Genomic DNA, 25,909 nt, shown 5'->3' on the forward strand with positions numbered 1-25,909 from the left:
GTCCTCCCATTTCGCGCGCGGCTTAAGCCCAATCCGGAGCGCACGCATGTCCGGTAAAAGTCGGTAGGCACGTTCCGGAAAATGGCGTTTGCCTTCCGGGCAGTCCTTAAACTCGTTAGAGAGCCGAAACTTTCCGGCGGGTCTTTTCGCCCGCTTCCTTGTTCAGATAGGCTTGCAGCGCCGATTGCTCGGCCACGGACAGATGCAGTCCGAGCTTCGAGCGGCGCCACAGAATGTCTTCGGGCGTCTCTGCCCACTCCTCCTTCATCAGATAATCCACTTCGCAGGCGCTCAAGCGACCGAAGCTTTCACCCAGATCAGACCCCTGGCGTACACCTTCGAAAATCCTGTCCGCCCGCGTGCCATAGGCCCTGAAGATACGGCGGGCATTCTCGGCATCGAGAAACGTATGGCGACGCTGAAAATCGGCGATCCGTTGCTCGATCTCCGCATAGGGGAAGTCGCCACCGGGCAGCGCCACACCCGCCGTCCATTGCGGCTTGAGACCGGGAAAGAAGGGGGAAATCTTGTCGAGCACCGCTTCGGCGAGCTTGCGGAATGTGGTGATTTTGCCGCCGAAGACCGACAGCAAAGGCGGCTGCCCGTCCGGCGCCTCGAGCTTCAGCACATATTCGCGCGTCGCTTCCTGCGCCTTGCTCGCCCCGTCGTCATACAGCGGACGAATGCCCGAATAGGTCCAGCGCACCATGTCGGCGGTGACCGGCTTCTTGAAATATTCGCTGACCGAAGCGAGCAGATAATCACGTTCGGCCATCGAAATCTCAGGCTTGCCAGGATCACCCTTGTGGTCCTCATCGGTGGTGCCGATCAGCGTGAAATTCTGCTCATAGGGAATGGCGAAGCAGATGCGGCCATCCTGGTTCTGGAAGATGTAGCAGCGGTCATGATCATAAAGCTTGTCGACCACGATGTGGCTGCCTTTGACCATGCGGATCTTGTCGGGATTGTTCTCGCCGATCACCCGCCCCAGCACCTGGCTGACCCATGGCCCGCCGGTATTGATGAGAAGCTTCGCCTTGATCTCGGTCTTGGCGCCGCTGTTCACGTCTTCCAGGACGCAAGTCCACAGATTGCCGTCGCGCCGCGCCGACACGTATCGTGTGCGCGGCCGGATATCGGCGCCGCGCTCCTGCGCGTCGCGCGCATTGAGCACCACGAGCCTTGCGTCATTGACCCAGCAGTCGGAATATTCGAAGGCGCGGGTGAATTCCGGTTTGAGGGCGGCCCCGGTGACATCGCTGGCGAGATTGACGCCCCGCGTGGCCGGCAGGATCTTGCGCCCGCCCAGATGATCATAAAGGAAGAGGCCGAGCCGCAGCACCGGCCAGGGCCTGAGGCCCTTGTGATGCGGCAGCACGAAGCGCAAGGGCCAGATGATATGGGGCGCGGCATTGAGCAGGACTTCGCGCTCGATCAGCGCTTCGCGCACCAGGCGGAATTCATAATGTTCGAGATAACGCAGGCCGCCATGGATGAGCTTGGTCGAGGCGGATGAGGTGCCGGAAGCGAGATCGCCTTGCTCGGCGAGGAAAACCTTGAGACCGCGGCCTTGCGCATCGCGCGCGATGCCGACGCCATTTATGCCGCCGCCGATAATGGCCAGATCATAGACGCCCGCTTCGCCGGCCATGCCGCTCCCATCGAACCTGCGATTCATTTCGATTCGCTTTTTGCATATGCGAAAGGATTATCTCGCACATGCGAACCAAATGAACCCTAAACTTTTCTCTTTTCGCTATATTACGAAAGAAAATGAAACTCAACGAAAATCGCAGAAGCGCGGGTCGTCAATCCTGGATAGCAACCCTTTGGCGATGGAATCACTTGTAGCGCGCCAAAAAACTTGGCACACGACGACACTAAACTTGGCACACGATATTTCAGGCACTTAGCGCCCTAGCTTCGCCCTGCCCTCACCGCCCGGCCCTCCGTTGGTCGCCAGAAACCCTTCCAAAAGTACCGGCCTGACGCGGGTTTTCAACAGCCCTTGAAACCCCTTCTCAGGGCCTTGGGCGGCCTGCGCGGAAGAGGCCGGGGATATTGCTCACCAGGATCTCGCGGGCGACCTGGCCCGGTCCCTTCGCGACCGTGTAGGTGGTTCTTACCCCCTTAATCTCGAAGGCCGCGAAGATTTCCCGCAGCTCGGGCCGGTCATTGACCGACAGCAAGAACATTCCCTTGAGCCCGGCCAGGATATCCGCAAGGGCCTGGAAGTCCCCCCGCCCAAAAATTTTTCGGCCGTAATCGTCTTCGCTGCCCCAATAGGGCGGGTCCAGATAGAACAGGACCCCCTCGCGATCGTATCGCCGGATGAATTCGGCATAGGGCAGGCACTCAATACCGACGCCGGCCAGACGATCGTGCAGCTCCTCCAGGAGCGGAATGACGCGGCTCACGTCGAAGCGGGCTGGAGTTTTCACATCGACGCCGAAAACGCGGCTCGCGACCTTCCCTCCGAAGGTCAGCCGCTGCAGATAGAGGAAACGAGCCCCCCGTTCGAGATCCGTCAGGTTTGCGGGCGGCAGGCCAGCCAGGCGTTCGAATTCAGCGCGAGATGAGAGCTGCCAGCGGATCATTTCTATGAACGCCACGTAGTGCCGCTGGAGCACCCGGAAGAGTGTGATCAGCTCCTGATTTACATCATTGATGACCTCGGCTCTTGGCCGTGCCGTCCGGCGTAGGAAAACCCCGCCCATGCCGACAAAAGGCTCCGCATAGGTGCTATGGGGAATGCGCTCGATCAGCGCGACGATCTGGGGAGCTAGAAGGCGCTTTCCACCGATCCAGGGCGCTGCCGGCGAGGCCGGGCGAACGGGCTGTAAACCATGGGCGAGTTTTGGGACTCCACGCGACATTGAAAACCTATCAAAGACACTCCCGCCCGCTGCGCGCGGGTGGCGGGATGGCCGGTCGGCCGGCCGATACGTCCATGGGAGTTACCGCTCCCGGTTCGGGGCGCTGGAACGCCCCAACACCCCCGCCCCTATTTTGAAAAGGCCGGGGGAAAGAGTCAGCCTGGTCGAGTGCCTGGATCGGCTCGGAATAGGCCGGTGACCTCTTCGCCAAGCGCGCGCGTTTGCGCGATCTGCTCAGCCTGGCCCCAGCTCACAGCGATGATATGGCCGGCAAACTTCCGGGCTCCTTCAGTGAACTCGGTGACATAGACAAGGCCGCGCGCCTTAAGGCACTCAGCCGCCCCCGGCTCCATCGCAGCCAATTCGTCGAAAAGGATCGTGACGCCATCCGGCCGCATGGCGATCGGCCGGTTCGCATCAATCTGCAGAGCCCATCTCTCAGCGGTCACGCCGGTCACCTTTTCCCCGGCTGCGCCGTGAAGAACGACGCCATATCTCTGACCATTCCTGGTGTGAGCACGACGCCATGCTTAGTCGCCAATAGCTTGATGTCATGCTCGATCGAATGAGCATCGACATAGTCCGCGACCTTCGCCTGGGCCTGGCCCAGCAAGGTCACCGCGTCGGTGAGCAGAGGATGCGCGCCGGCCCGTTCGACGACGGCGATGGTATCCCGGATTGCCAGCTCTGCCGTCGTCATCTGGTCGACGCGAATACGGCGCGGAATCGGCTGATCATTCATCGGCTTTAATCCCCACGAAAACATCGTTCAAAACCCATTTGCAGATCCGCATGGAGCCCTGCTCTCTCACGCCGTCCCAGGTCCCCGGATAATCCGGCCCTTTGCCTCGGCCGACCGTGTGAAAGCTCACCTGGCCGGTGGGCAGATCGAGATAGAAAACGTCTCGGTGGAACTCCTGCTTGAGGTCGACTCCCCAGCCCCAGTTAAGGCCGAGCTGGTGACCGTGCATCGTCAGAAGGTTCGTCAGGCTGGTGATCGCCCAATCCTTGGTCGCATAGGCGGCCGATCGGCCGTGCCGGCGATACTCCTTCGCCTTGCTGGAATTCTTGTGAGCCCGGAAGAGATGCGTCGCGATCTGGCCCTTCGGCCCGAGGCGATCGAGCGTGTCATAGAGCGCCTTTGTCGCCGCTCCATCCGAGCCGACATAGATGCCCAGGAGATCGGCCAAGCCGTAGCTCACTTGAAAGCCCACAGCGTGCCCATCGCGGCGGCGTTGCCCGACCACGACCATTGCTGCGACGGGGTGATCGCGCCCGGCTGAATTTCCATGTGACCGAACCAATTCCGTACCCCCGCTACGGGGCTCAGATCGGCATCGGTCGTTAGAACAGATGACGTTGTCGGATTGGCGTTCGCGTGACCATGTGCCCCGAGCATGAAGCCATTGGCGTCGATCGTAACGGAATTGATCGTCAAGGATGTTCCGCTGAACAGTTGCCCTAGCTCGGCATCCGTGCGAGCGCCGCCGACAGGACGCTTCGTAACGCGATAGACGGCGATCATGCAGAACTGATGAGTATTGCCCAGAGTGACGACGACGGTGCCGTTCGGTCCTGTCGGAACCGGGGCAAAGCCACAGAATTCGCAGCTCGTGGTGCTGACCGAGGACGAGATGGTGGCGGCCACTCCGCCGATCGTCATCGCGCTGATATTGCCGGAGGAGCTACTGTGACGCGCGCGCCCGACTATGAAGATTTCGCGAGTGCTGTCGGGCGAGCCGAAACCGGTCGTCGCAAAGGTGTAGGTGGACCGGCCAGCAGTGTCGACGATCGGCGGGCCGAGATATTCCACCGCATATTTGGTGCTCTCGTGAAATTGCTTCCACGCCCCGCCCTGTTTGACATAGCCCTTCGAGACCTTCTTCCAGGTCCCGCCTTGCTTCACATGGAGCTGCGAGACCGGCACATAGAGGCCGCCCGATCTGACATAGCTCTTCATCGTCATTGATCGGACTCCGAGGTGAGCCAGCTCGGCGGCAGACCGAAGCCCGGCTTCAGGAGCTTGACCTTGCCCTCGGCGACGGCCTTGTCGATCGCGGCGCGCTCTTCTTCCGTAATCTTGCGGGCCTGCCGGCGCAGCCGGCGACGGCCGCGCGCGGCCGACTTTGCCGGCGTCGGTTTGGCCGGCTCCTTGTCGGCCGCCAGGGGGCGCGGCCGGGCCAGCATGAAGTGATCGAGGAGCACCACGCCCGGCGCGATTTCGTTCGCGCCGAGCAGAAGCATCGTCGCATGTTCTTTCGGCATCAAAACGGTGAGGGCGCGCCGGCCTGGATAGAGCTTCTCCCAATTCGGCTGGCTCATGCTTTTAGCTCCGCTGTGATCGAGGTTGTGTAGCCGCCAGAGCTGTAGCTGTGCTCGGCATTGGTAATCGTCCAGTCAATGCCGTCGATGCCGGCACGAAGCCCTCTCATGACGGCCGACTTTTCGGCGGCGATCGACGGATCTCCTATGAGAGTCGCATCGAGCGATCCTTCCGCCCGCGCCAAGTCACCCGCTCGCGCTTCCGCCTGCCACTGCGCTTCGTCCTTCGACGGCAGATCATGGCGCACCATGAAAGCAGCGTCGCCACCCGTTCCTCCTTGCGTCTCGGTGGTGCGCTCGCCCTTGTCGCGATCGTGCCAGTGCGCCTTGACTTCCTTGTGGCGCGGCCGGTCCTGCAGAGTAGCGCTCCACTCCTTGCAATTCGCAGGCGATATAACGACCGTGCCCATCGTCTGCCCGGATGCGCTCTGACCGGCAGATTTGGCCGTGAACAGAAATGCCCCATTTGCCACCTTGAAAACTGCGCCATGATCCTTCGCGAGCCTGGTCACCAGGTGGAGATCGCTCTCCTCGGTTTGCCCCAGATAAGGGATGACGCGAGACGCCAGTTCCGACGAGACGGCCGGGCGCAAATTGTGATTGCCGGCGATCTCGCCGATGATGTCGCCAAGGCTCTTCTTCTCGAAGGACCTGGTTTTCTGTTCTTTGAGCGACTCCCGCATGTCGGCGGCCTTGGCGCTGATCGACATTTCGCGCGGATTGCCGCTCAACGTGACTTCATCAACGGTGAACAGGCCCATATGGACGAGGCCCGTCTCGACATAGCCGAGCGAAACCGAAAGCTGTGCCCCTTTCCGAGGAATTGCCAGGGCCTGGTCGCGATCGTCGATCAGGATCTGGCAAGTATCCGACTCCTGCCCCTGGGCATCGGAAACGGTCAGCTCCAGAAGCCGATCGTTGATCCGGCCCTTGATCGAAGCGCCGTCAATCAGAATGTCGAAGTCCGGCGTCATCAGTCCCAAAGCCTCACAGGTTGCGGCGTCGGGATCGGCGAAATGTCGGGCAAGGTGATCTCAATGCCGAGCGGCAGGACGGCCGGCTGTTGCGAGAGATCGCGATTGGCTTCGAGCACTACCTCGACGGCACCCGATGAACGCCCATAATGCCGGAAACAGATCAGGTCGATCATATCGCCTTGCTTTGTCCGATAGATCACAGCCATCAGAATAGGCCCCCGAAGTTCTGGCCGTCCTCACCATAGGATTTCAGCTCGGTCGTGAATTCGACCTTCAGTGGCGCACCGTCCGCCAGGAAGAAGGTCTGCGTCGTGTCCAGGTTCTGGATCACATATTTGCCGAAGACGCGCCCATAGCCGCTGACGAGGATATGCGGCCGACCCTTCCCCATTTCCGACCGCATGCGCTCGATCTGGCTGAAGCCGCCCGAATAGTGTGTGTATATCGTTCCGTCGATCGTCAGCGTGTGGACGCCAGGCCCGATGAATTGCATGGCCGGCGCGCGGCTCAGCCTGTCTTGCTGCTCCCAGCGGGCTTCCGTCGACAGGTTGAGCTTCTCATAGGAAGGTCCGCGCACCTGGAAGCGAAAGGGACCGAGCGCCAACAAGACGGTGTTCATGCGGTGACACCATCATGGAGCGCGGAGCGCAGCCGACGCATCAGAGCGCGCGACAGCGCCTCGGCCGCGCCACGCTCGACATTGCCATGGATATGGATGCCCCCAAGATTGACCATCCTTCCGCCCCGCCCGCCACCCAGGCCTTCCCGCATGAGCCGATTGGAGACGATCGAGCCCGAGACGCCAGGCGCAAATAGCTCGATGCCCTTCTCGTTGATCTGGTAGAGCGATCCCTTGCGCACGTCGCCGCCGCGCGCGCGAGCGCCGTCGATCGACGGCTGCGCCGGCAATTGCGGCGCTGGCGTTCCGCGCCGGCCGCCAGCAAAGGACGGCGGCATGCCCGGCACCCATCTCGGCTGAACCGTCACCGACATGGTCGCCTGGATCTGTTGCGCCTTGGCCTGCAGATCCGCGAGAAACGAAGTCCAGATCGCGTTGATGCCGTCCCATAGGCTCTTCATGATCCGGCCGCCGATCGAGAACAGCGACACGGTGTTGAGCGTGCTCTCGATCGAGCTTCCGATCTGAGCCGCCTTGTTCGGCGCATTGGTTCCAGGCGGAGCCCTGCGCCCTTCATCGGGAACCGGCGCGAAGTCCTCCAGGCGATCAGCCTTGAAGTAGGGATAGCGCTCGTCGATCCACTTCCGCTTCTCGTCGGGCGACAACTCTTCTGGCGGATGCGCCGCCCGCGATGTCTGATCGAGAAATTCGTAGATCAAGGACCCGGCAGTCAGCCAGCCAGCCCCCTTGATAAACCGCATGAGCCAGCCTCCGCCGCCTCTCGTCGCTGCAGCACCGGCCGCGCCAGCCGCGCCACCGGCCACTGTTGACGCGGCCGTGCTCGCGGCGGTCTTGGCCCCCGCGCCAAGTACCGCCCCGCCCAAAGCGCCGGCAATGCCGCCGAGCGTCTTGATCGTCGACAGTGCGCCGGCAATGGCCTTCAGCGCCAGGGCGATGCCGCCGAGAATCATCAGGTTCTGCCATCCCCCTGCAAAGTCCGCTAGCGACTGCATGAAGCCGACCACCTGCGGGATAACCACGATCAGGGCCTTGATGATCTCCAGCGTCGTTTGGAGGATCAGTTTGATATTCTCCGACACCTTGACCGCGATTTCCTTGAGCTGGCCGCTCTTCTCCATGCGGTCGATCATCGCCAGGAATTTCGACAGCTCCGACTTCATCCAGTCGAACAGGCCCGCGTCCATGATCATATTGCGGAAGCGCCACCAGACGTCCGCGACGTTCGACGTCATGCCGCGCCAGGACTTCGAGAATTTCTCCGAAGCTCCGGCCGCGCGCTCGCCCATGCCTTCGAGCAAGAGAGCGATCTCCTTGCGCCCGAGCTTGCCCTTTGACGACAGCTTTTGGAGATCCGCGACGGACTTGCCCATCTTCTTCGACAGGATGTCCCAGACGGGAACGCCACGCTCCTGGAGCTGCATGATCTCCTCGCCCTGGAGCTTCTGCTTGGTCCAGGCCTGACCAACCGCCATGATGAGGCCCTGAAGCTGCTCGGCACCTTTGCCTTGCATCGCCATCGTATCGGTCAGAGTCATCAGCGATCCGTTGGTCGGATCGAGCCCATAGGCGCGCAGCGAGGCATAGGCGTCGGCGACTTCGCGCAATTCGAGCGGCGTCTTCACCGCGAATTCTTCCGCCCATGCAAAAGCCTTTCTGCCGGCTTCGACGCTGCCTTCCAGGGCTTCGAACTGGATGCGGAAGCCTTCCAGCTCCGACGCCGGGCTGATGAGCTGACTCTGCACCAGGCCCGCCGCCAGGCCGGCCGTCGCCACCGCACCCACCGCGAGATTGCGCGCCCCCCGGAATGCCTTGTCCTTCAGCCGGTCGGACATGGCCTTCAGGTCTTTGAGATAGGGCTTCATGGCCCGGCTCGCTTCCCTGACGCTCCGGCCGACCTTGGCTTGTGCCGCTGCAAATCGATCGGTCGACCTGGCAGCGGCGCGCATCCGCTCATCGAGCTTGCGCGAGGTTCGCTCCCACGAGGAATTTGCGGTCTGGGCCTTAGCGGTCTGCGCGCTTAGCCGCTTCTGAATGCCCTCGGCACCTTTCATGGTGCCCATCATCTTCTTGTAGGGACCCGAGAGGCGATCGATCAGGCGGACGAGAACCGATGCTTCCATATCAGCCATGCTTCACCAACACCTTGATCAATGCGCCCCAGGTTCCTTCCCATCGCTCCACCGCTTTGTTGCGATGGAGGATCAGCTCGTCGATTGTCAGCTCTTCACAGTCCCGGATTGTCCATCCGAGGACAAAGGCAAGCTCGCCGCAAAGTTCAGCAAGCCACTCTTCTCCGGCTGGTAGATCGCGAAAAAAAGCCGGGCGACGTTGACCACCTCCGCATGTGCTTCGAACGGCAGCTCGTCGATCACGGCTTCCGGCACCTGGCCGATATCCGAGAGAAAGCCCATGAGCCTCCGCTCTTCGTTCCCTTCCTTGTGCCAGCGCCGCCAATCCCGGCCGCGCGGCTGGCGGAAGGTGATGGTCGAATAGCTCGTGCCGTCGACGCTGATCGGCTCATCGAGCGTGACGACATGCGGGAAAAGCTTCTCTTCCTTCTTTTTCTCTGTCATTGCCGCCTCCGTTACAGGCCGAGATTGGCGCGCTGGGCGGCGAGCTGATCGACGCCACCGATCTTGTAGACGAGGTTGATCGGGTCATATTCGACCATGTCCTCATCACCCACGCGCAGCCGGTAGTAATGCATTTTGACGACGTAGGAGATGTTGGCGAGCGATCCCGTCTTGAACTCGTCGAACTCGATCTCGCCGAGCTTTCCGCGCACATAGGCGGAAACACCCAGCGACTCGTCGCTGTCCTCGGCGACGGCATGGCCGAGGATCTGGAACGGCTTGATCGCGCCCTGCTGCAGGCCCCACATCTTCAGCAGGTTCCGATCGACGCCGCCGATCTTGAACTCGATCTGCATCTTCTCGATGCCGAGTTCCACCTCGACGGCGCCGGGCATGCCGCCACCGCGCCAGTCCTCAAAGACCTGCTTGAGGTCGGGAAGCTTGACGCTCTCCATCTTCCCGAGCTGGCCGAAGCCGTCCGCGATGATGGTGGATTGTTTGACAAAATGCGGAAGTGCCATTGCGTTTCTCCTTTAAGCGGCCGGCGACAGGCGGTTGAGATCGCGCAGCACGTCCTGGACCAGGACCCGGTAATAGGCCGGGTTGCGGTGAGCGCGATATGTGAGGCGTTCCAGCGGCGCGGGCGGCTCGTAATCGAACGAGATGTTCAGATGGCCGGCCATGAGCTGGCTTTCCGTGTTCATATCCGGGTCCAGCCAGCAATTGCCGCCGACAATCGCCCCCAGCGAAGCCAACTCGCGCATATAGGCGCGGGAGGACTCGACGATATTGAGGATGAGCTGCTTCTGACTAAGCGGCCGATCCATCCAGGTCAGGGCGGCCCGGATGATCGAGTCGAAGATCATATCAGCCGTACGGCGCACCGGCGTGAAGCGCTTCTGCTCGTCGCTTGAGAGCGTATGATTGCCCCAGGACCGCCAGCCTTCCCAATTGACCACGGTGTTGATGTTCTTCTCGTTGAGAAGATTGGCCTCGCAATCGTAGTCGCCGAAGGTGAAGTCGATCGGCCGAGAGGTACCGCCGATCTGGTTCATCGGTGTGTTCGAGGGCGAGTGCCAGAAGCCGCGGTTGTGGTCGATATAGACCTGGATGCCGGCGAGCGCGGCCGAGGCCGAACGTTGGACATAGCCATTTGTGACCGTATCCCACTGCAGCACATCGGGCACAGTCATGTGGACGCGATCCGTGTCGAAGTCGTTGCGCCAGGCGAGGGCGTCGGCGAAGCTGGTGGCAGGGCCATCGGCGAAGACCATGCCGCGCAGCTTATTGGCGATGCCGACCATGGCGGCGGTGACCGGGTTCTTGGCCGCGCCGCGTGTCGCGGTGGCCGTGGCTCCCGTACCGCCTCCCCCCGCGATCGTGACGGTCGGAGCGGTTGTGTAGCCCGCCCCCTGGCTGTCGACTACGATCGAGGTCACGACGCCGGCCGTGAGCACCGCATGCGCCGTCGCGCCGCTGCCGTCGCCAGTGATCGTGACATTGGGAACTGTCGTGTAGCCGGTGCCTCCCGCCGTGACGGCGATCGACACGACGCCATTGGCCGGCCGCTGCGCCGTATAGCCAGGCGCGAGCAAGAGCCTCGGGGTGAAGCCATACTTTCCCTGCGCCCGCTGAAGGGCATGGAGGCCGGTATAGGAGCCCTGCGAGCCGATGATGTTGCTCATCGTCTCGGGAACGCCGGCACCTTCATCGACTCGGACAACGATCGCGGTGACGCCGGTCATGTAGAACATGGCCTTCAAGGCGTCTTGAAGGGTGCCGTCAACGCCGAGCTTCGGCAGCATGTGCTGATTGCCGGCGATGAGGACCGGCTCATTGAGCGGGAAAGTCACCGTGTCGGCATCGGGCGCGGTGCCGACCAGGCCGATGACGGATGACTTGACCGTCCTGATCGGACGGATGCCATCATCGACCTCGATGACCTCTGCGCCATGAAGGAATTCAGTAGCCATAGCAGTTCTCCTCGTTGAGTGCGTTCTTCAAGATTACGGGTCCACCTGGTAGTGAATGTCGCCGTCGTTGCCGCCCGTAGGTGCGGCGGTTGAGATGGTCCTCGCGCCGAAGCTGTTGGAGCCGATTTCCGTGCCGGCGATCTGAACGCCTGCAAAATTCGCTTTGCCGGCACCAGGATCGGACTGCCCGGCCGCGTACAGGCCCGCGCCGATGTAGAGGCGATAGGCGATCGCGCCGCCGATGATGGTCTCGAAAGCGAAACGCCCGTCTTCCGTCGCATCGACAGGATCGACGATCTGCGCGCGCATGGTCGCATAGTTGATCGTCTCGGCAGCGCTGTTGCGGCCCTGGAAGAATTTCGCGGCGAGTGAGTCGTTGGCGGCCGGGCTGCTCGACTGCCGGTCCAAATAGACGTCCGGTCCACTCCCCGCGCCATCATCGGTATAACGTTGATATTGATATTGCGCCGTCCAGGCGTAGTAGCCGGCCGAGCCGATGGTGAGTTGCTTCAGATTGTTGGTGCGGCTGAATGACTCGAAGTCGCCAGTGTCGTAGTTCATCGTCACGCTGGTGCCCACGAGCTTCCAGACCGCTCCAGCATCGAGCGCATAAGAGACCCCGATCACCGGCTGCGAGAACGTGCCGCCGCCAATGCCGAAGCCCTCGATCGAGTTTGGCTTGCCGCCGAGATTGCCCCAGGTGTAGCCGACCGGTATCCACTGCGAGCCGGACTTGCCGAGGATCTGACCGTTCTCGCTGACCGCCACATTCACATCGGTGAGATCGTTAAGGCTGAAGGTGGCCCCGATAGTCATCTTGCTGTCGAGTGCTTCCTGAAGCCCGGTGATCTGAGCGATCTCGTGAACATGGCTTAGCGCCGCCTTGAGACCGAGTTGAAGGATCACGGCCTGCACGTCGGCATCAAGCGCATTGAAAGCCTGCCGCAGGCGCTCGACGTCATCCGCAAGCGTGTTGCTCGCATGCGGTTGAGGGTAGTCGCGGTTAGGTGTTCTGTCGTTGATCGGCATTGCTCAACCTCAAATCGACACTGACCGGAATTCGGCGATCGCCGGCCGCGCGCCAGGTCCGCCTGTGATCGTCACGCGCAGCCGGCCCTGCACCGCCGTGACCGGGTTCGCTGTGAACTCGCGTTCCATCCAGCCGTTGTTGAGCGCCGTGGCCTGGGTCTCATCGACCTCGATCCAGTTATCGTCGGCCGCGTCGCGCTCGATGGTGACCGCCGCGCCAGCCGGCAATTGCGACCACAGGAAGGTGGAGAGGCGGATCGCAGTCCCCATGGCGAAGGCGCGCGTTACATATGTGCCGCTCGTCCGTATCTTGCCCACAACCAGAAGCACCCCCGGATAAAGAATGGGGCTGATCTTCTCGCTGCCCTTCAGCACCGCCCGGAATTGCACGGTCTCGGTGATGTACTCAGTCAGCTCCCAGGGCTGGTCCGGCTGGAGCCTGGTGATCTGCCCGCTCGCGCGCTCGATTTCGAAATAGAAGCTGGCGTCTCCGGTTGGCAGCTCCACCGCCGCGCGCGCCAGGAAATCGCTCGCCATCGTCACCGCATGGCTTCCGAGCGGCACTACTTTCGTTGTCGGCGAGAATTTCGCCGCCACGATCTGGAACGTCAGATCCTCGTCCTGGTGAGGCGTCCAGGTCCGAGCGTTCGAAGATGAAAGCATGACGCCGACCGAATAGGGCTGCGCGCCGACAAATTGCTGCGCCACCGGATCGAATGCGCCGACCTTGGCATAGGCGAGCCCATGCACCGCGTCATCGGTCTTGGCGACAATGGCGAACTCGCGATCGGCCGGAAGATAGACGGGGATCGGAAAGCGGATCGGCGTCCATTGATTGAGGACGACCGGCCCCATCTCGACGAAGGCCTCCGCCACCACCTCGACCGTCGGAATGCCGTTCTCGACGGTCACGATCTGGATAAGGACGCCATTCGAGGCGACGCCTTTTGCGCAAAAACGAAGATTGACGCCCGCGACATGCCGCCCTTCCGGAAGCGTGAAAGTCTGGGCCAGCGGATCGGCATTGCCGTTGCCTTCGTTGCGCGGCGGCCGTCCCTGCGCCACCGTCTGGTTTGCCGGCGCGCGCGTGATCGTTGTCACCCGTCGCATGGTCTCGATCTCGACCCGGCCTTGCCCAACGAAGAGCGCCTGGGCCGAGGTGCCGCCCGCGCCGGTAGCGATTACCGCCTTCTGGCCGGCCGTCACATTCGCCGGGATCTGGAAGGTGCCGATGATGCGGCCATTGGCGTCCGCCGTCAGACCGGGCGGAGTCACATTCACGCCATCGAAGGTGAGCGATGCGAGGTTCTCTCCCGCCCCAAATCCTCGCGCCGTGAAGTCGATATTAATCTGGCGAAGGAACTCAAGAAGCTCCTCGCGTTCGTCGACCAGCTCTTCGCTCGTCGTCGTGCGGTTGCTGTTGCCGGTAAATTGCCGCGTGACCGGCGAAGTCCACTCGGTCACATGCTCAACCCAGAAGTCCGAGGAAGGCGTGAGCGCAAGCGCGCCAGGCAAAGGCTCATAGTTCGAATAGGGATTGATCTTCGAGCAGCCGGAGACGAGCGGCTGGCTGATGATGATCTCCTCGGTGTAATCGAGACAGACCGGCCCATCAAGTTCAGGGAGCTTGAAAGTCGGATCGATGGCGAGTTGCATCGACCCGAGGAAGATCGCCGCCGTCTGAGCCTCGCCCTGGTCGCGATATCGGTCAGAAGTGAAGGGATCGACGAAGACGCCTTTTTTTGCCACCGGCTCGCGGGAGTCGATGTCTCTGCGCAGCCGCTCCTGAGCCGTCAAGTCGAGCAGGTCGACGATGCGCTTATACATGCGGTCGATCGCCGTCATGTGATAGGCGCGAACGCCGGTATTCACCACGCTCGGCTTGGTGAGCCAGTTGTTGGTGATCTCAGCCAGCGGCAGGAGCGTGAAAGGCGCCAGCGGCGCGACAGGCGTCTCGCGGCTTGCAACGCCTGTCAGATAGACCGGGAGCCCGTCGCTATCGAGACAAAGAAGATCGATGCGGTTGAGCTTCCACCGGTAGGTGATGAGCGCCGTCGTGCCGGCGACGCCCCCGGTCACCGTGACGCTGTTCGGGCCGATTGCGCTCGGCGCGACGGGCGAGAGATATCGATAGGTGACGGAGTAGGAAGAGCCGGTGGCAGGTTCGGCTCCCCCCGAAGTCCAGTCGACTCGATCATTGTTCAGGACATAGTCCGTCGTCGGCGTGAAGGTGGTTGCGCCTTGTGTCACGCTGATGATCGAGGTCACCGAAGCATGCGGAAGATTGTCCATCGTGTTGGTGACCGCACCGCGCACAACGGTCTGCGTCGTCTGGCGGGTGATGATGACCGTTTGAACGCTGTCGATGGGCGAATGATTGACTGGAATGACGACAGCACCGCCACCTGCAGGATAGTTATGCGGCTCGGCGCTGATCTGCTCGTTGTCCCAGGTCTCTTCCTGCTGGTGACGAAGCGCGGCCGCCCGGCTGCGCTTGAAACCCATGATGTTGGCGACGCCTTCGGAGATCGAGAAATGCTGCTTGCTGCCGATCTTTCCGAGCGCCGTAACGCGACAGCCCTCAACGATGTAGTTGCCGTTCGAGTCGCGATCGTAAAGCGCGAGCGCCTGATTGAAGCCAGACAGTTGCGGCGGCGGTGTCTGATCGACGACGGTCCCGTCCTTCAAGAGATAGACGGGAATGAAGTCGCCGGCTTCTTCATCGCCCTCGATGCTCCAGGCGATTGCCTGCGCCACGCGGACAGCACCTGGCTCGCCTTCGCTCGGCTCGCCGGGGTGAAGGCCGTACAGCGCCGGCTCGGCGATCTCATCGATCACCGTGGTGGTAATCCTCACCCCGATGCGGATCTCGCCGGTCATCGGCACGGCCGAGATCAGCTTCTCGCCGATCGGTCGAACGTCGCCCCGAATGTAGAGCGTGCCCGGCGTCAGCCTGGCTGTGCCGGCGACGCGATCGACAATGATCTCCGCGCCGGATACGCGATCGCCATCCCTGGCGACAAGATTGCCGACACGGCGATGACGCCGCTCCGCGAGGGATTGCGCCTCGTTGATCTCCGCGCCTTGAGAGTATCCCACTCCTTCGCGCATGATGACCGCTTCCCACTGCGGAAAGCTCGGGGAACGATCATAGGCATTGGGAACCAGCGGGTGAGCATAGGGACTCGCCATCGTCAAAACCTCAAAATGAAGCGGAAGCGTTCGCGGACGGTCTTACCGAGCTTGATCTCGATGGCCTGCTGCGCCACGCCAGGACTTCCCCCGGCTAGTTCTGCAGCGCTCGCCCATGGAAGGCCTGGCTTGGCCGGATCGATCGGCTCCGCGTCAAAGACAAGCCTGGCCGAAGTCGCCACTCGATCAGCGCCATCGCCGAAGCCTGTCAGGAATTCGAGATATACGATCTCGGCCAGCTCGATCGGCGCGTAGTGCAGACCGTTCACCGAATAGGGGCCGGAGAAATTGGCGACGACGCCACAGGCGGCCCGCGCGCGCCGATAGCCGATGACCAGGCCGTCGCCGTCCTTGAGTTCCAGCCAGACCGGCCGATCGAGCATGCCGGCGCACATGGCCCTGCGCCGGGCTTGCGCCGCCGATGACGTCCAGGATGAGCCGGCATCCGCCCAAGTGATGTCCGCCCAGCCGAGCGCGTCGCCTTCCTCGCCAGGCTCGACCCAGACCCCTAACGTTACGAGGTCCGCCTGCGAGAGCGCCAGGTCGAAATCATAGGAGCGGCCAAAGCTCCACTTTGTCCCACCTGGACGAAGGCGCGCGCCGGAGTCGGCGGAATAGATCGAGCGCGACCATGTCGAGTAGCCATATTCATGGGCTCTGACGTCATATCCATGGAAGCCCCGATAAAAGACGCTTCGAAGGCACGGAGAAAGCCCTGCAATGCCCTCGATCCTTTCGAGGTCCGGCGTCTCTTCGTCCCGTACCCGGTCGAGATGGAGCTGGAACAAATGCCAGCGCCGCCGCCTGACCGGTGCCTCCTCGATCGCGGCCTCGTAGTTGATCCAGGAGAGACCGAGAGCCATGGCGGCCGGAGTGCCGCGCACCCGCTGCCAGGCGATGCCCTCCCGGATCAGCGCGTAGAGGTTCGGCACGTAAGGCGTCAGTTCCTGCAATCCATATTCATAGATCAGGAACGGCAGCAGGCTCGGCGGGGTGTTCACCAGCTTGATGCCGCGCATCGAGTCGATCTCGTTCCTGGTGCGCGGGATCATGTCGCCGGCAAGGGAAAGAGCGTCTTCGAAGGGCGTGGCATTGTTGGGAAGCAGGGACGGCCGGGTCATCAGAAGTCCCTGCCCCGGATGGTGAGATCAATATTGCCCAGCGCGATCGCTTCGAAGGGCGGGATCTGCACATCGGCGGCCGGCCCGATGATCGAGACGCGCTGAACGCCGGGCTGCATGAGCCGTGCGGTAAGCCATGACCTGGTGAGATCGAAACCCAGGCCGCCTTCGGAAGCCCAGGCCTCCCGGAGCTTCTGGACCAGGCGCGGCCCGATATCCGCGGCCGTGTCAGGATAGAGCCAGATATCGGCGGTGATCGGCACCGTCACCGTGATGGCTGACCGCACCGCGATCGTGTCATTGACCATGCGAACCGCCGCATTGTTGAGAGCGGTTCGGACTGTCTCGAGCAAGGGCTCGTCCGCCACGCCATTGCTGTCCGTCGAGATGACCGCAACGTTGACGGTTGGCAGAATTCCTTCGCGATATGCGATCGCATCCTTGACGCGGATGGATGCACCGAGCGCCACGGCGCGGTAACGCGGAGCGGTGCCGCCCGTCGAGCGGGAAGCAATGATGAGAATGGTGCGACGGCGGAAGGCATCGTCGCTCTCGCCCACTAAGCGAACGGCATCATAGAAGGAGGCCAGATGATCGAGATCAGATCCACGCGCGAAGGCGATCAGGTTTGCCCTCAGCGCGTCATTGATGCGCTGGCGCAGGAGCATTTCGCGATAGGCGCCAACCTCCAGCACCTTCCGCGCGGGCTCGCTCTCCAGGTCGATGATCGGGTCCAGGTCCGGATAGAGCTGGACGACTTTGTCGCGATATGCCCGGAGGATGATCTCATAGTCGATCTCCTCGATCGCTTCAGGTAGTGGCAGGCCTTCGAGGCCGGTGATCGTGATCGTCACAGGACCACCTCCACTTCACGGCCGCCTTCGCGTCGCGGCCAATCGGGATACCAGATACCCTTCAGCTCCAGGCCGACGCGCCCGTCCGCCCCTGCCTCCGGCATCGCAAGCTGCACAAGCTTGAAGCGCGGCTCCCATCTGTCGATCGCGTCGGCCGCCGCCGCGAAGACGTCGATGATCGTCTCCGGGTTGATCGGCTTGTCGATGACGTTGGGCACCTCAGATCCGTATTCGCGACGCATGACGCGCGTGCCGACCGGCGTGGTGAGAATATCCCACACGGACTGCTTGAGGTGATCGATGCCCTCAAGCCGTTTACCGCTCGATCGGCTCATGCCCGTCATCATCGGCGGTTACTTTCTCTTGCCGGTGCCGTTCTTGCCGCTCTCGACAGGAGCCGAGGGCGTTTCGTCCACGACGGTCTCATTCGCCTCGACTGGCGGCTTGTCTTCCTTCACCTGGCCGGCGAGCTCAGGGAAGCGCATGGCGGCTTTGGGGGCGAAGACGATCTCGCCCTTCTTTCTCCAGACGCCATTGACCCACCCGTCATGCTGCACTTCCCACTTCAAGTTCATAGGAACCTCCTTCATTGAACAAAGACTTTGGTCGCCAGGTTTTCGACTTCGGTGTCGCCATCGCTGTCGATCGAGCCGAGCATCGCGGCCGGCACACCGCCCTCGCCACCGAAGTGGCATTCGCCATCGGCGACGATCTCGTCCGACTCCTGCTTGATCTTGCCGTCCGTGATCGTGATGGTGCTGCCGCCCTGTTTGATCACGATGGCCTGGCCGGTGATGTGGATTGAGCTGGCTCCGAGCGTGAGCTTATATTCGCCACCCTTGTTGTGGTTCTGCTGGAAGCCGTTTGAGAAGCCGCCCCAGTCCGCCCAGCCTTGACCAGGCTCGCCAGACGGCGAGAATAGCATGACCTGCTCACCCACCGCTGGCGGGTCCCACAGTCGCTGCGAGCCGGCGCGCGTCCGCCAAGGCACCCAGGCCGACTGCAAATCTCCGACCTTCACCTTGACCAGGCCCTTTTCGTAGTCGGCTTCTTCGACCTTGCCCGGCCGGGCCACGTTGGCGATGCGCCGCTCGGCATCCTCGACGCGACGGATCAGCTCGCCAATCTGCTTGCCGATGCGATCGGCATAGAGCCTTTCAAGGGAGCGGCTCACGGTGCCACCTCAAGGACCAGCTCGCCATTGATATAAAGCTCGTTAAGAACCGCGCCACCTTCCATGATGAAGCTCGCGCCGATCGTGATCTTCGTCTCCCAGCTCACCGCCGTGAGCAAGACGCCCTTTTTGTCGGTGTCCGAGGTGTAAAGGATGTCATGCCGCAAATTGCGCGCGGCCTCCGACAAAGTCTTGCCCCCCACCTTGGGCTGATAGCGATCGAAGGCGACCAGGAGCGCCTCGGCAATGTTGAGCGCCTGGGCGTCGCGTTTCATGGGCTCGCCGTCTTTCGTGACGATGAAGACCCCAAATTTGGCGAGACAGCCGAGACGGCCGTCCTGGTTTTCGTCGGTCTTCGGCGATCCGAGATAGGCCAGGCGCAAGGCCGGCGCTTTCATGATCAACCGGCCGATCTCTTCGTCGTCGAACCGGCCGGCGTGAGTGTCGATGTCTTTCAACAACGGAAAGAGGGCCTTGAGATCGGCCAGGGCCTGAGTGCGATAGGTGAGGATGCGGCCAGCGCTCATTTAAGGCGCTCCTCGATCCAGGCATGGACGGTCTCGCGGATCTCCGCCAGGTTCGCGGAGCTGAAGCCAAGATAGGGCCTCGCTGGAATATTGACCTGGCGCGCGAAGACCATCTGATTGCCGACACGGAACGCCAGGCGCTTGGCGCGCTTCGGCCGGATCGTGCCGCCCCGCTGATGGATGGCCGCATAAACCAGGTTGCTTCCCCAGCTCACCTGGTCGCTTCCCACCTGGTGGGAGAGTGAGCCGAGGAGATGGCCCATCAGCATGAGGATCGAACCGCCGCGCCGGTTCGGAGCCCAGGGCGCGCCATCGGGCGAGCGTTTCTCAGTCGCGATCCGCTGCTGCGTCTGCGAGACGCCGAGCGCTCCCAGACTGTCGAGCAGCTCGTGCTTGTCGAGATCACCGAGGCGATTGAAGCGATCGGCGATGATCGAGAGCTGGCTCGCGTCGACTTCGATTTGGATGCCGCTCAACGAAGGTTCTCCCGCTTGAAGAGCGACGGGCTCGAAATGAACTCGAAGCCGCCTGGCGCGGGTTGCGGCTCGCCTGTGCCGCTGCCGTTGTCCCCGCCTGCGAGATTGGCGCGGCCGGTCGAGATATCGCGCAGCCAGCGCAGTGCGTCCTCGTAGCGCTGCCGGATGATCTCGGTCATGCGATCATGCGTCGAGGCGAGAAGATGGCATGCGATATTGATCACATGCGAGCGGACGATCGAGGGCGGGTTCTGGACCGGCGTCGGGTAGCGCACTGCGAAGAAGGAGTCGGCCTCGCTCGACGCATTCGCACAGGCGTCGGTGATCGCCTCATTAGTGAGCGGGCCGGCAAGGCCGGTCTCTTCGCCCCTGGTGGCGATCAGAGCCAGGAACTCATCGCCGTACAGATCGATGATGTCTTGCTTCGTCGCGTACATCGCCAGGGGCACCTATTGTTGCTTTGGGCCGGCGGAGCGCTCGAAAGCAGCTTTCACGCCGGCCCCTCGGGTATTGGGGTGGGCGGGTCCAACCAGAAGGACCCGCCCGTCTGAAGCGGCGGATGAGCGCCGCCTCAGCTCAGAATGCGGAGAAGAGGATCGGCCTTGATCACGTCCAGCTCGGCCTTCGTGACTTCGATGGGCGTGCCCTCGGGTCCGAATTTCGTGCCGAGGCGCCAGCGGCCCTTATCCGGGCCGGCGACGATCACCTTGATCTTCTTCTCGTCGGTCTTGGGGGTATCAGCCTTCGTGTTCATGCGTCAGCGCTCCTCAAACCAGCCAGGGCACGACCACCAGCTCCACCGCATTGCGGAGGGTGTTGGTCTCGCCGCCTGAGTTCTGTTCCTTCTTGAGGATGTCCTCGCCGGCATCGCGCAACGTCGGACCGACAACGAGGATCTTCGGCGAAACGCCAAGGGGCGAACCGCTGTCGTTCACCTGCGTTTCCATCGCTGTCCGCGCCGACTTGAAGTTGGCGGCGTTGAGAGTGTCCTTCGATCCGAAGGCGAGCTGCCAGAACCCATAGCCCGCGCTATAGCGACCATCGACGCCGTAGATGAATTCCTTCTTGTGGAAGACATTCGGATCGGTGGGATCGTCCAGGCGATCGAGCCTGTCGGCCTTCTTTCTCTCCTGGAAGATGAGCGGGAGAAGAGGCCGGCTCGTATCCAGCAGGAACCAGGGCGCGCCTGCACCCGCCTGCATGTTGGACTTGGTAGTGACCGGCGTGTCGCCGACGCCACCGACAGGATGATCGGTGTCGAAGAAATTCTGGCCGTCATAGCAGATGCTGCTGAAGCCATCTTTCAAGGCGCCGAAAACCAGCACGTCGGGATGTTCGGCTGCGGCGGCCCCGAGGCCTTCCATGAACGGGGCATATATGCCGAACTCGTCGTCCATGATGCTGTTGCGCTTCACGCGAACCGAGTCTTCCCAGTCACGGTTCTTGATAGTGTAGTCGTGCATGCCGATCAGCCGGAGCTGGCGATCGCCGATCCACTCGCGCATGCCGGGGAAGTCGCCGAGCATCGGATAGACGTTCTGCGAGGTCGTCGATCCGATGCGGGTGGCGATACGCTGCCAGAGCGGCTTCACCTTGCCAAAGCCGGTGGAGAAATTGCGCTTGTAGCCGGTGTAGAGGCTGTCAAGCGTAGTCCTGTTGATGTCCATGGAAGAGATCTCCGTTAGAGGATTTTCACCCAGACGCCGGCACTGTCGACGTCTTCGATCCGCCCGAAGCCGGAGCGCGTGTTGGTGCCGTTGTCATGAGCGACGGTCTGGTCGTCGACGATGAAGGCCTGGCCGCCAATGTGAGCACGGGTGACGCCACCGGCATTGGCGAACAGGAATGTTCCCTTCTCGACCGGGATCATCTTCGCGCCGTTGCCGCCGCCAGTGTTGTCGACGAATTCCGTCGCGATGCCGACTGCGACGAGGTTCTGCGCCGTGGCACCAGCCTTGGCCCAGGTGGCATCCAGCACGACGAGACTGCCTTCCTGGACCTTGGCATTGGCCGCAGCCGGGAAGCCGAAGTGATTGGCTTCGCGGCGGGTGATGAGCTTGCGTTCGGTGAGCGGTGCCATTGATCAGGCCTCCTTCTTCGCGTCGGCGGCGAGATCCTTGGCGAAATCCTCCTCGGAAATGCCCAGGCTGGCCGCGATCTTCTTCTGCTGCGACGTGAGCGCCTTGGCGGTGCCTTTGTCGCCAGTGTCCTCGCCGATCGTCGTAGGCACGACGGTCGGAGCGGAGGCGATGAAGGCCTTGAGCTTGTCGATGCCCTCGCGGCTGCTGCACAGCGACAGATAGAACCCCTTCGAGGCCGGCGCTATCTTCGCGTCCTTGATCGCCTGCTCGACCAGGGCGGTGCCCTCAGTCGTCAGATCAGCCGCCTGCCGGCTGGCGATCGACGTCTGAAGGTTGTTGCGATCGGCGAGGACCGCATCGTAGTCGGCGCGCGGCACATACTGCGCCAGGTCGACCTGGCTGGCGGAGGCGGTGGCCTTCTGTTGGAGCGTACCGATCGCGGCGGCGATATCAGCGTCCGTCGCGTTTTCGGCAAGCCCGAGCTTCTGGCACAGGGCTTTCCTGTCCATTTCGTCGTTCTCCTTCTCTTGCGGGTTTTGCCGGGAAGCGATCGCCGGCAGCGATGAAATTGCAGGGCTCAGACAAAGAGCTGCGGAAGACAGCGAAACGATCCGCCCCGTCTCAAGCTCATGGTGGAAGGCGGGTGATACGTAGCGCACCTCCTTCGCCTCGATGGCGCTCCGGCCGCGTTCGGTCCACTGCACCCTTGCCCAGATCGCACCTTCGCGATTGGCAACGTCGACGATCCAGCCAGCGGCCGGCACGAACTCGCCGAGCGGCGCGCGCTTCTCGGAACCGTGCTCAAAGTCGAACGGAAGATCGAGCCCACCGGAATTGAAATTCGCGACGACCACGTCGGGACGATCATTCAGCCAGGCGCGCCCATCATTTGCCTCGATGCGGCCGGCCGGCAGAAGCATGACCCACTCAGGCGCGGTGCCTTGGCTCGTCAGGGCGAGCGCGAAGGCCTTTCCCGATTTGGGCGTCAGTGTCTCTCTTGCGTTTTCTCGCGACATGCGGCCAATATCGCGACAGAGGCTCAATGCAATGACGGGGACGCGCGTCCCCGTCATTTGCGTTCATGGGGCGGCGATGATCGGGCCACTCGACTTCCACCCCCACCATGGAGGCAGGCCCATGAAGTAGCCCCCAAACAGTTAGCGCAACACTTCAGAACTCAGTTGGTTTTTGCTTCGAAGCCCGGCCCCCAAACCGGGCTTCACCTGTTTAGGGGCTTCCCCTGGCCTCCAGTCGGCCCTTTAAAGGGGTTTAGAACGGGTTTTCTGGCAAAAACGGGGGTCTCCGGCCACAGTCGGGCCTTCCGGGGGCCTTCACCCCCTTTTTGGGGGTTTTCCCAGCCGCGTTGTTTTTGGGGGCGGGATGGCCTATATTCCGCGTTACGACAGCAGCATATGGGGGACGGCCAATGGCGGCCGTTGGAGGCAAGCCCTACTCCCTGCTGTCGTTTCTATTTCCGGTCCTTCTCAGCTCGCGCAGGGCTATACGGCATGAAGGACTTGAGCCGCATATATCCGGCCTCTGACTTCACGATCACAACCTTCCACACTCGGCCGAAGATCGCCGGGTAGAGCCAGACCTCGCCAGGCCGGCGATCAAGAAGCGGGTCCTCTTCACCGGCCTCGATCACCTGGTCGAGCGCCATGAGCGCGTCCGCCATCTCCTGGGCGTGGCCGTGCTTCTTCCTGGCCGCGCGCCATTTGTCGTTCCACATGGCGACGGAAGCGCCGCGCGCCCCGGTGATCGCCTGCAGCTTGCGCGAGGCCCCAACCGGTAGAGGTACGCGCTCCTCCATGGTTCCGATGACAGCCGACATGGGAAGGCCCCAAAACTCCCGGATCGATTCGCGCGCGGCCGGCTCGTCCGCTCCGTCCACGCGCCGCAAGAATTCATTCGAGAGAAACCGCGCCCGGCCCTTCCCAGGCGAAGTCTGCCAGCCGGGATCGATGCCGACCGGCAGCTCCTCCACGATGCCGCGCCGCGTGTTCTCATAGCGGCGGCGCGGAACGATCGGCCGCGCGGATACGCCACCGGCAGCGCTCGCGGCCGAGCGCGAGATCTGGCGCAGCCAGCATTTGCAGCCCCAGCCGTTCGGCGGGAACCACTCATCCCAGAAAGGATCATCGATCGGCAGAATAATACCGGCCTTCTCGACATGGTGCGGCCGGTGTCGCTCGGATGGGCCGAGGCGATACTCAAAATAGGGCAACGCCGCTTTCGTCCGCTGCGCCCTTTCCCATTGGCCGGCCGCGCGCGCCGACCGGACATTGGCCTCATAGATCACGCGAAGCCGGCGCGCTGATCCGAGCTGCGCGTCGACGAGCTCGCCGGTCTTGGGATCAATGAGCTTCTTCTTGCCCCACCATCCCTTCCCTCGGAGGATCGGCTCCAGCTCGGCCTGGAAAGTTTCAAAGGTTTTGCCCTCGCGCAGCGCGTCGGCAACAGCGCCCCGCACATCGGTCAAGATGTCGAAGCCGGCGCTCTTCGCAACGGTGAAGGCATGAGCATGTTCCTCGCCCCAGACGTCGCGCCAGTTGAAGGAAGGGCGAAGCGACTTCTCTTCGAAGAAGCGCATGACCTCCGGCGAAGGCTCGCTCGATATCTTGATCGTCGCCTTCATGCCTGGGGATCATCGGTGGCACTGCCGAGGCCGCGAGCCTTGAATGTCGCCTCGCCGAGCCTGGTGATGATCGATGCCGCATCCATTTCGCCGGCCGCCTGCGTGAGCTTTGTCATGAACTCGTCGAAACTCCGAGATCCCCGCGCAGCCGCGAGAACCGGTTCGACCAGCCCGTCCATGGCATCGTCCGCAAGCGCAGCCGCGACGATCTCGTCCAGGCTGTCCTGCCCCTCGCTCGTCGCAAGCGCGATCGCCTTGCCGCCGCAACATGGGCAGTCGGAGCGGTGCGCTCTCGCCTTTCTGGAGCGCGGAGCAATCTCGTCATCCGGTTCGAGTGATGACCGTGGCGCGCGGCCGACAAGGGCGTCCGCCTCGTCGATCGGCTCATCGAGCACGATCTTCTCGCGGATTTGCTTCCGGCTAACGGGCAGGCCTCGGTCCATGAACTCGGTGACATTCGCAGTCCATGCCTTCAGATCCTCCGGCTCTTCAACGGGCAGACGGAAGGTCGGATATTTCTCCAACATTCCGAAGTTAAGCGCGCAGGCTGGAATGATCAGGCTCTTCTGGATCGACGCCGCGAGCTGGCGCGCATCGACTGCTTTGATATCGAGCCGCACTTCATTGTGGACCTCGGACTGCGCGCGGCTTGCGCCGTCATCGGTCGTCATCGTCTGACCGAGCACGCCTTTGGAGATTTGCTTGTCGAGATAGTCGGCGAATTGGCCGAAGACCGGCCCTTGCGCTGCAGTGCCGGCACCCGTCTGCACAAAGTCGATATTCATCGTGTTCGGTATGATGCCGGCCGCGTCGGTGCCGATATTGGCGAGTGCCCGAAGAAGGTTGCGCTTGTCATCCTCATTCGCGTTCGGACCATATTTGCCGACCCGCAAAGGCATGCCGTAGACTTCGATGAACCTCACCCAGTCTTTCACCGTGTAGTTCTTGAACAAGAAGCTCCAGGAGGCCAGGCGCGCCAGAGCGCCGCGGACTGGCGCGCCCGACTTCAAACGCGGCACATGCGTCACATAGCGGCCGGGATCGAGATCGACCAACGAACCGTCCGCAAGCCGGCGCTTTATCGTCCGCGTGGCCCTGTCCCACCGGAAGCTTCGCGGATCTCGCCAGACATAATTCTCCGGCTTCCAAAGGTTCTTGCTGGTGTCCCACTCGATCGCACAGACGGCGTAGCCCTTGCCGAGTCCATCAAGGCAATCGGCGAGCAGATCCGGGAAGTTTGGCGCGTCGACGATCTCCCGCGCGAATTTGGCGATCTCCTGGTCTTTCGCATCCTCCGAGGCCGCGACGATCTCGGCCTCGATCGAGGAGATCGCGAGCTTGCGGGTTCGCAGGACCGATCCATAATGCGGATCAAGCTCCTCCATCTCCTCGGCCATGCCGAGGAAGTCGTCTGGATCATCCCCCGCCGCATCTTTGAGGATCTGCGCCATGCGGC

At 62.3% G+C, this 25,909-nt stretch carries 30 protein-coding genes; all 30 read right to left on the reverse strand.

Annotated elements, in window-relative coordinates; translation table 11 throughout:
* Positions 1-115: 115 nt before the first annotated feature.
* The 30 genes from glpD to JHL16_RS18070 all read right to left on the reverse strand — a co-directional run bounded on the left by glpD (position 116) and on the right by JHL16_RS18070 (position 25,904).
* Entirely contained in the window at positions 116-1,678 is a 1,563-nt protein-coding gene (gene glpD / locus JHL16_RS17920; protein WP_246770967.1) for a glycerol-3-phosphate dehydrogenase, read from the reverse strand.
* A gap of 343 nt (positions 1,679-2,021) precedes the next feature.
* Positions 2,022-2,876: a DNA adenine methylase gene (locus JHL16_RS17925; RefSeq protein WP_200186222.1), complete on the reverse strand. Its 855-nt coding sequence runs from the start codon at positions 2,874-2,876 to the stop codon at positions 2,022-2,024.
* 155 nt (positions 2,877-3,031) lie between these two features.
* Positions 3,032-3,334 (reverse strand): hypothetical protein, encoded by a 303-nt coding sequence (locus JHL16_RS17930; RefSeq protein ID WP_200186223.1) that lies wholly within the window; start codon positions 3,332-3,334, stop codon positions 3,032-3,034.
* Entirely contained in the window at positions 3,331-3,618 is a 288-nt protein-coding gene (locus JHL16_RS17935; RefSeq protein WP_200186224.1) for a hypothetical protein, read from the reverse strand. Before JHL16_RS17935 ends, JHL16_RS17930 begins: the two co-directional genes overlap by 4 nt.
* Entirely contained in the window at positions 3,611-4,066 is a 456-nt protein-coding gene (locus JHL16_RS17940; RefSeq protein WP_200186225.1) for a hypothetical protein, read from the reverse strand. Before JHL16_RS17940 ends, JHL16_RS17935 begins: the two co-directional genes overlap by 8 nt.
* Positions 4,067-4,074: 8 nt before the next feature.
* On the reverse strand, positions 4,075-4,842 hold the full coding sequence (locus JHL16_RS17945) for a hypothetical protein (protein ID WP_200186226.1): 768 nt from the start codon (positions 4,840-4,842) through the stop codon (positions 4,075-4,077).
* Positions 4,839-5,198, reverse strand: a complete 360-nt coding sequence (locus JHL16_RS17950; RefSeq protein WP_200186227.1) for a hypothetical protein — start codon at positions 5,196-5,198, stop codon at positions 4,839-4,841. Before JHL16_RS17950 ends, JHL16_RS17945 begins: the two co-directional genes overlap by 4 nt.
* On the reverse strand, positions 5,195-6,172 hold the full coding sequence (locus JHL16_RS17955) for a phage late control D family protein (RefSeq protein ID WP_200186228.1): 978 nt from the start codon (positions 6,170-6,172) through the stop codon (positions 5,195-5,197). The genes JHL16_RS17950 and JHL16_RS17955 overlap by 4 nt, the downstream gene beginning before the upstream one ends.
* Positions 6,172-6,381: a tail protein X gene (locus JHL16_RS17960; RefSeq protein WP_200186229.1), complete on the reverse strand. Its 210-nt coding sequence runs from the start codon at positions 6,379-6,381 to the stop codon at positions 6,172-6,174. Before JHL16_RS17960 ends, JHL16_RS17955 begins: the two co-directional genes overlap by 1 nt.
* Positions 6,381-6,794, reverse strand: coding sequence for a phage tail protein (locus tag JHL16_RS17965; RefSeq protein ID WP_200186230.1), 414 nt, complete (start codon positions 6,792-6,794; stop codon positions 6,381-6,383). Before JHL16_RS17965 ends, JHL16_RS17960 begins: the two co-directional genes overlap by 1 nt.
* A complete protein-coding gene (locus JHL16_RS17970) occupies positions 6,791-8,944 on the reverse strand; it encodes a tape measure protein (RefSeq protein WP_200186231.1) in 2,154 nt (717 codons plus the stop codon). Before JHL16_RS17970 ends, JHL16_RS17965 begins: the two co-directional genes overlap by 4 nt.
* 87 nt (positions 8,945-9,031) lie before the next feature.
* Positions 9,032-9,388 carry a phage tail assembly protein gene (locus JHL16_RS17980; protein WP_200186232.1) on the reverse strand — a complete coding sequence of 119 codons (357 nt, stop codon included), beginning with the start codon at positions 9,386-9,388 and terminating at the stop codon, positions 9,032-9,034.
* 11 nt (positions 9,389-9,399) lie between these two features.
* On the reverse strand, positions 9,400-9,909 hold the full coding sequence (locus JHL16_RS17985) for a phage major tail tube protein (protein WP_200186233.1): 510 nt from the start codon (positions 9,907-9,909) through the stop codon (positions 9,400-9,402).
* Positions 9,910-9,921: 12 nt separating this feature from the next.
* Complete coding sequence (locus tag JHL16_RS17990) at positions 9,922-11,361, reverse strand: phage tail sheath C-terminal domain-containing protein (protein ID WP_200186234.1); 1,440 nt, start codon at positions 11,359-11,361, stop codon at positions 9,922-9,924.
* A gap of 33 nt (positions 11,362-11,394) precedes the next feature.
* Positions 11,395-12,390: a phage tail fiber repeat family protein gene (locus JHL16_RS17995; RefSeq protein WP_200186235.1), complete on the reverse strand. Its 996-nt coding sequence runs from the start codon at positions 12,388-12,390 to the stop codon at positions 11,395-11,397.
* A 9-nt stretch (positions 12,391-12,399) separates the two neighbouring features.
* Positions 12,400-15,582: a DUF4815 domain-containing protein gene (locus tag JHL16_RS18000; protein ID WP_200186236.1), complete on the reverse strand. Its 3,183-nt coding sequence runs from the start codon at positions 15,580-15,582 to the stop codon at positions 12,400-12,402.
* Between the two features lie 2 nt (positions 15,583-15,584).
* Positions 15,585-16,703, reverse strand: a complete 1,119-nt coding sequence (locus JHL16_RS18005) for a phage tail protein (protein WP_200186237.1) — start codon at positions 16,701-16,703, stop codon at positions 15,585-15,587.
* Positions 16,703-17,557: a baseplate J/gp47 family protein gene (locus JHL16_RS18010; RefSeq protein WP_200186238.1), complete on the reverse strand. Its 855-nt coding sequence runs from the start codon at positions 17,555-17,557 to the stop codon at positions 16,703-16,705. Before JHL16_RS18010 ends, JHL16_RS18005 begins: the two co-directional genes overlap by 1 nt.
* The gene (locus tag JHL16_RS18015; protein WP_246770968.1) at positions 17,554-17,892 is read right to left on the reverse strand and encodes a GPW/gp25 family protein; all 339 of its coding nucleotides are present in this window, start codon (positions 17,890-17,892) and stop codon (positions 17,554-17,556) included. Before JHL16_RS18015 ends, JHL16_RS18010 begins: the two co-directional genes overlap by 4 nt.
* 18 nt (positions 17,893-17,910) lie before the next feature.
* On the reverse strand, positions 17,911-18,132 hold the full coding sequence (locus JHL16_RS18020; RefSeq protein ID WP_200186240.1) for a hypothetical protein: 222 nt from the start codon (positions 18,130-18,132) through the stop codon (positions 17,911-17,913).
* A gap of 11 nt (positions 18,133-18,143) precedes the next feature.
* Positions 18,144-18,731, reverse strand: coding sequence for a phage baseplate assembly protein V (locus tag JHL16_RS18025; RefSeq protein WP_200186241.1), 588 nt, complete (start codon positions 18,729-18,731; stop codon positions 18,144-18,146).
* On the reverse strand, positions 18,728-19,258 hold the full coding sequence (locus JHL16_RS18030; RefSeq protein WP_200186242.1) for a hypothetical protein: 531 nt from the start codon (positions 19,256-19,258) through the stop codon (positions 18,728-18,730). The genes JHL16_RS18025 and JHL16_RS18030 overlap by 4 nt, the downstream gene beginning before the upstream one ends.
* On the reverse strand, positions 19,255-19,734 hold the full coding sequence (locus JHL16_RS18035) for a phage virion morphogenesis protein (protein WP_200186243.1): 480 nt from the start codon (positions 19,732-19,734) through the stop codon (positions 19,255-19,257). Before JHL16_RS18035 ends, JHL16_RS18030 begins: the two co-directional genes overlap by 4 nt.
* Positions 19,731-20,171 (reverse strand): gp436 family protein, encoded by a 441-nt coding sequence (locus JHL16_RS18040; protein WP_200186244.1) that lies wholly within the window; start codon positions 20,169-20,171, stop codon positions 19,731-19,733. Before JHL16_RS18040 ends, JHL16_RS18035 begins: the two co-directional genes overlap by 4 nt.
* 134 nt (positions 20,172-20,305) lie before the next feature.
* Positions 20,306-20,488, reverse strand: a complete 183-nt coding sequence (locus JHL16_RS18045) for a hypothetical protein (RefSeq protein WP_200186245.1) — start codon at positions 20,486-20,488, stop codon at positions 20,306-20,308.
* A 13-nt stretch (positions 20,489-20,501) separates the two neighbouring features.
* Entirely contained in the window at positions 20,502-21,401 is a 900-nt protein-coding gene (locus JHL16_RS18050) for a Mu-like prophage major head subunit gpT family protein (RefSeq protein ID WP_200186246.1), read from the reverse strand.
* A gap of 14 nt (positions 21,402-21,415) precedes the next feature.
* Positions 21,416-21,814, reverse strand: coding sequence for a hypothetical protein (locus JHL16_RS18055; RefSeq protein WP_200186247.1), 399 nt, complete (start codon positions 21,812-21,814; stop codon positions 21,416-21,418).
* Between the two features lie 3 nt (positions 21,815-21,817).
* A complete protein-coding gene (locus JHL16_RS18060) occupies positions 21,818-22,735 on the reverse strand; it encodes a phage protease (protein WP_200186248.1) in 918 nt (305 codons plus the stop codon).
* Positions 22,736-23,283: 548 nt separating this feature from the next.
* Positions 23,284-24,453 carry a phage head morphogenesis protein gene (locus tag JHL16_RS18065; RefSeq protein ID WP_200186249.1) on the reverse strand — a complete coding sequence of 390 codons (1,170 nt, stop codon included), beginning with the start codon at positions 24,451-24,453 and terminating at the stop codon, positions 23,284-23,286.
* Positions 24,450-25,904 (reverse strand): DUF935 domain-containing protein, encoded by a 1,455-nt coding sequence (locus JHL16_RS18070; RefSeq protein WP_420884546.1) that lies wholly within the window; start codon positions 25,902-25,904, stop codon positions 24,450-24,452. The genes JHL16_RS18065 and JHL16_RS18070 overlap by 4 nt, the downstream gene beginning before the upstream one ends.
* Positions 25,905-25,909 lie beyond the last annotated feature (5 nt).

The sequence above is a fragment of the Taklimakanibacter albus genome (assembly GCF_016595235.1).
GTDB classification, from domain to species: domain Bacteria; phylum Pseudomonadota; class Alphaproteobacteria; order Rhizobiales; family Aestuariivirgaceae; genus Taklimakanibacter; species Taklimakanibacter albus.

What these genes read in the sequence shown, in the direction of transcription:
- glpD (WP_246770967.1), bottom strand. Translation starts at nt 1,678, where the DNA reads ATGAATCGCAGGTTCGATGGGAGCGGCATGGCCGGCGAAGCGGGCGTC.
- JHL16_RS17925 (WP_200186222.1), bottom strand. Translation starts at nt 2,876, where the DNA reads ATGTCGCGTGGAGTCCCAAAACTCGCCCATGGTTTACAGCCCGTTCGC.
- JHL16_RS17935 (WP_200186224.1), bottom strand. Translation starts at nt 3,618, where the DNA reads ATGAATGATCAGCCGATTCCGCGCCGTATTCGCGTCGACCAGATGACG.
- JHL16_RS17945 (WP_200186226.1), bottom strand. Translation starts at nt 4,842, where the DNA reads ATGACGATGAAGAGCTATGTCAGATCGGGCGGCCTCTATGTGCCGGTC.
- JHL16_RS17950 (WP_200186227.1), bottom strand. Translation starts at nt 5,198, where the DNA reads ATGAGCCAGCCGAATTGGGAGAAGCTCTATCCAGGCCGGCGCGCCCTC.
- JHL16_RS17955 (WP_200186228.1), bottom strand. Translation starts at nt 6,172, where the DNA reads ATGACGCCGGACTTCGACATTCTGATTGACGGCGCTTCGATCAAGGGC.
- JHL16_RS17960 (WP_200186229.1), bottom strand. Translation starts at nt 6,381, where the DNA reads ATGGCTGTGATCTATCGGACAAAGCAAGGCGATATGATCGACCTGATC.
- JHL16_RS17965 (WP_200186230.1), bottom strand. Translation starts at nt 6,794, where the DNA reads ATGAACACCGTCTTGTTGGCGCTCGGTCCCTTTCGCTTCCAGGTGCGC.
- JHL16_RS17970 (WP_200186231.1), bottom strand. Translation starts at nt 8,944, where the DNA reads ATGGCTGATATGGAAGCATCGGTTCTCGTCCGCCTGATCGATCGCCTC.
- JHL16_RS17980 (WP_200186232.1), bottom strand. Translation starts at nt 9,388, where the DNA reads ATGACAGAGAAAAAGAAGGAAGAGAAGCTTTTCCCGCATGTCGTCACG.
- JHL16_RS17985 (WP_200186233.1), bottom strand. Translation starts at nt 9,909, where the DNA reads ATGGCACTTCCGCATTTTGTCAAACAATCCACCATCATCGCGGACGGC.
- JHL16_RS17990 (WP_200186234.1), bottom strand. Translation starts at nt 11,361, where the DNA reads ATGGCTACTGAATTCCTTCATGGCGCAGAGGTCATCGAGGTCGATGAT.
- JHL16_RS17995 (WP_200186235.1), bottom strand. Translation starts at nt 12,390, where the DNA reads ATGCCGATCAACGACAGAACACCTAACCGCGACTACCCTCAACCGCAT.
- JHL16_RS18000 (WP_200186236.1), bottom strand. Translation starts at nt 15,582, where the DNA reads ATGGCGAGTCCCTATGCTCACCCGCTGGTTCCCAATGCCTATGATCGT.
- JHL16_RS18005 (WP_200186237.1), bottom strand. Translation starts at nt 16,703, where the DNA reads ATGACCCGGCCGTCCCTGCTTCCCAACAATGCCACGCCCTTCGAAGAC.
- JHL16_RS18015 (WP_246770968.1), bottom strand. Translation starts at nt 17,892, where the DNA reads ATGAGCCGATCGAGCGGTAAACGGCTTGAGGGCATCGATCACCTCAAG.
- JHL16_RS18020 (WP_200186240.1), bottom strand. Translation starts at nt 18,132, where the DNA reads ATGAACTTGAAGTGGGAAGTGCAGCATGACGGGTGGGTCAATGGCGTC.
- JHL16_RS18030 (WP_200186242.1), bottom strand. Translation starts at nt 19,258, where the DNA reads ATGAGCGCTGGCCGCATCCTCACCTATCGCACTCAGGCCCTGGCCGAT.
- JHL16_RS18040 (WP_200186244.1), bottom strand. Translation starts at nt 20,171, where the DNA reads ATGTACGCGACGAAGCAAGACATCATCGATCTGTACGGCGATGAGTTC.
- JHL16_RS18045 (WP_200186245.1), bottom strand. Translation starts at nt 20,488, where the DNA reads ATGAACACGAAGGCTGATACCCCCAAGACCGACGAGAAGAAGATCAAG.
- JHL16_RS18050 (WP_200186246.1), bottom strand. Translation starts at nt 21,401, where the DNA reads ATGGACATCAACAGGACTACGCTTGACAGCCTCTACACCGGCTACAAG.
- JHL16_RS18055 (WP_200186247.1), bottom strand. Translation starts at nt 21,814, where the DNA reads ATGGCACCGCTCACCGAACGCAAGCTCATCACCCGCCGCGAAGCCAAT.
- JHL16_RS18060 (WP_200186248.1), bottom strand. Translation starts at nt 22,735, where the DNA reads ATGCTTCTGCCGGCCGGCCGCATCGAGGCAAATGATGGGCGCGCCTGG.
- JHL16_RS18065 (WP_200186249.1), bottom strand. Translation starts at nt 24,453, where the DNA reads ATGAAGGCGACGATCAAGATATCGAGCGAGCCTTCGCCGGAGGTCATG.
- JHL16_RS18070 (WP_420884546.1), bottom strand. Translation starts at nt 25,904, where the DNA reads ATGGCGCAGATCCTCAAAGATGCGGCGGGGGATGATCCAGACGACTTC.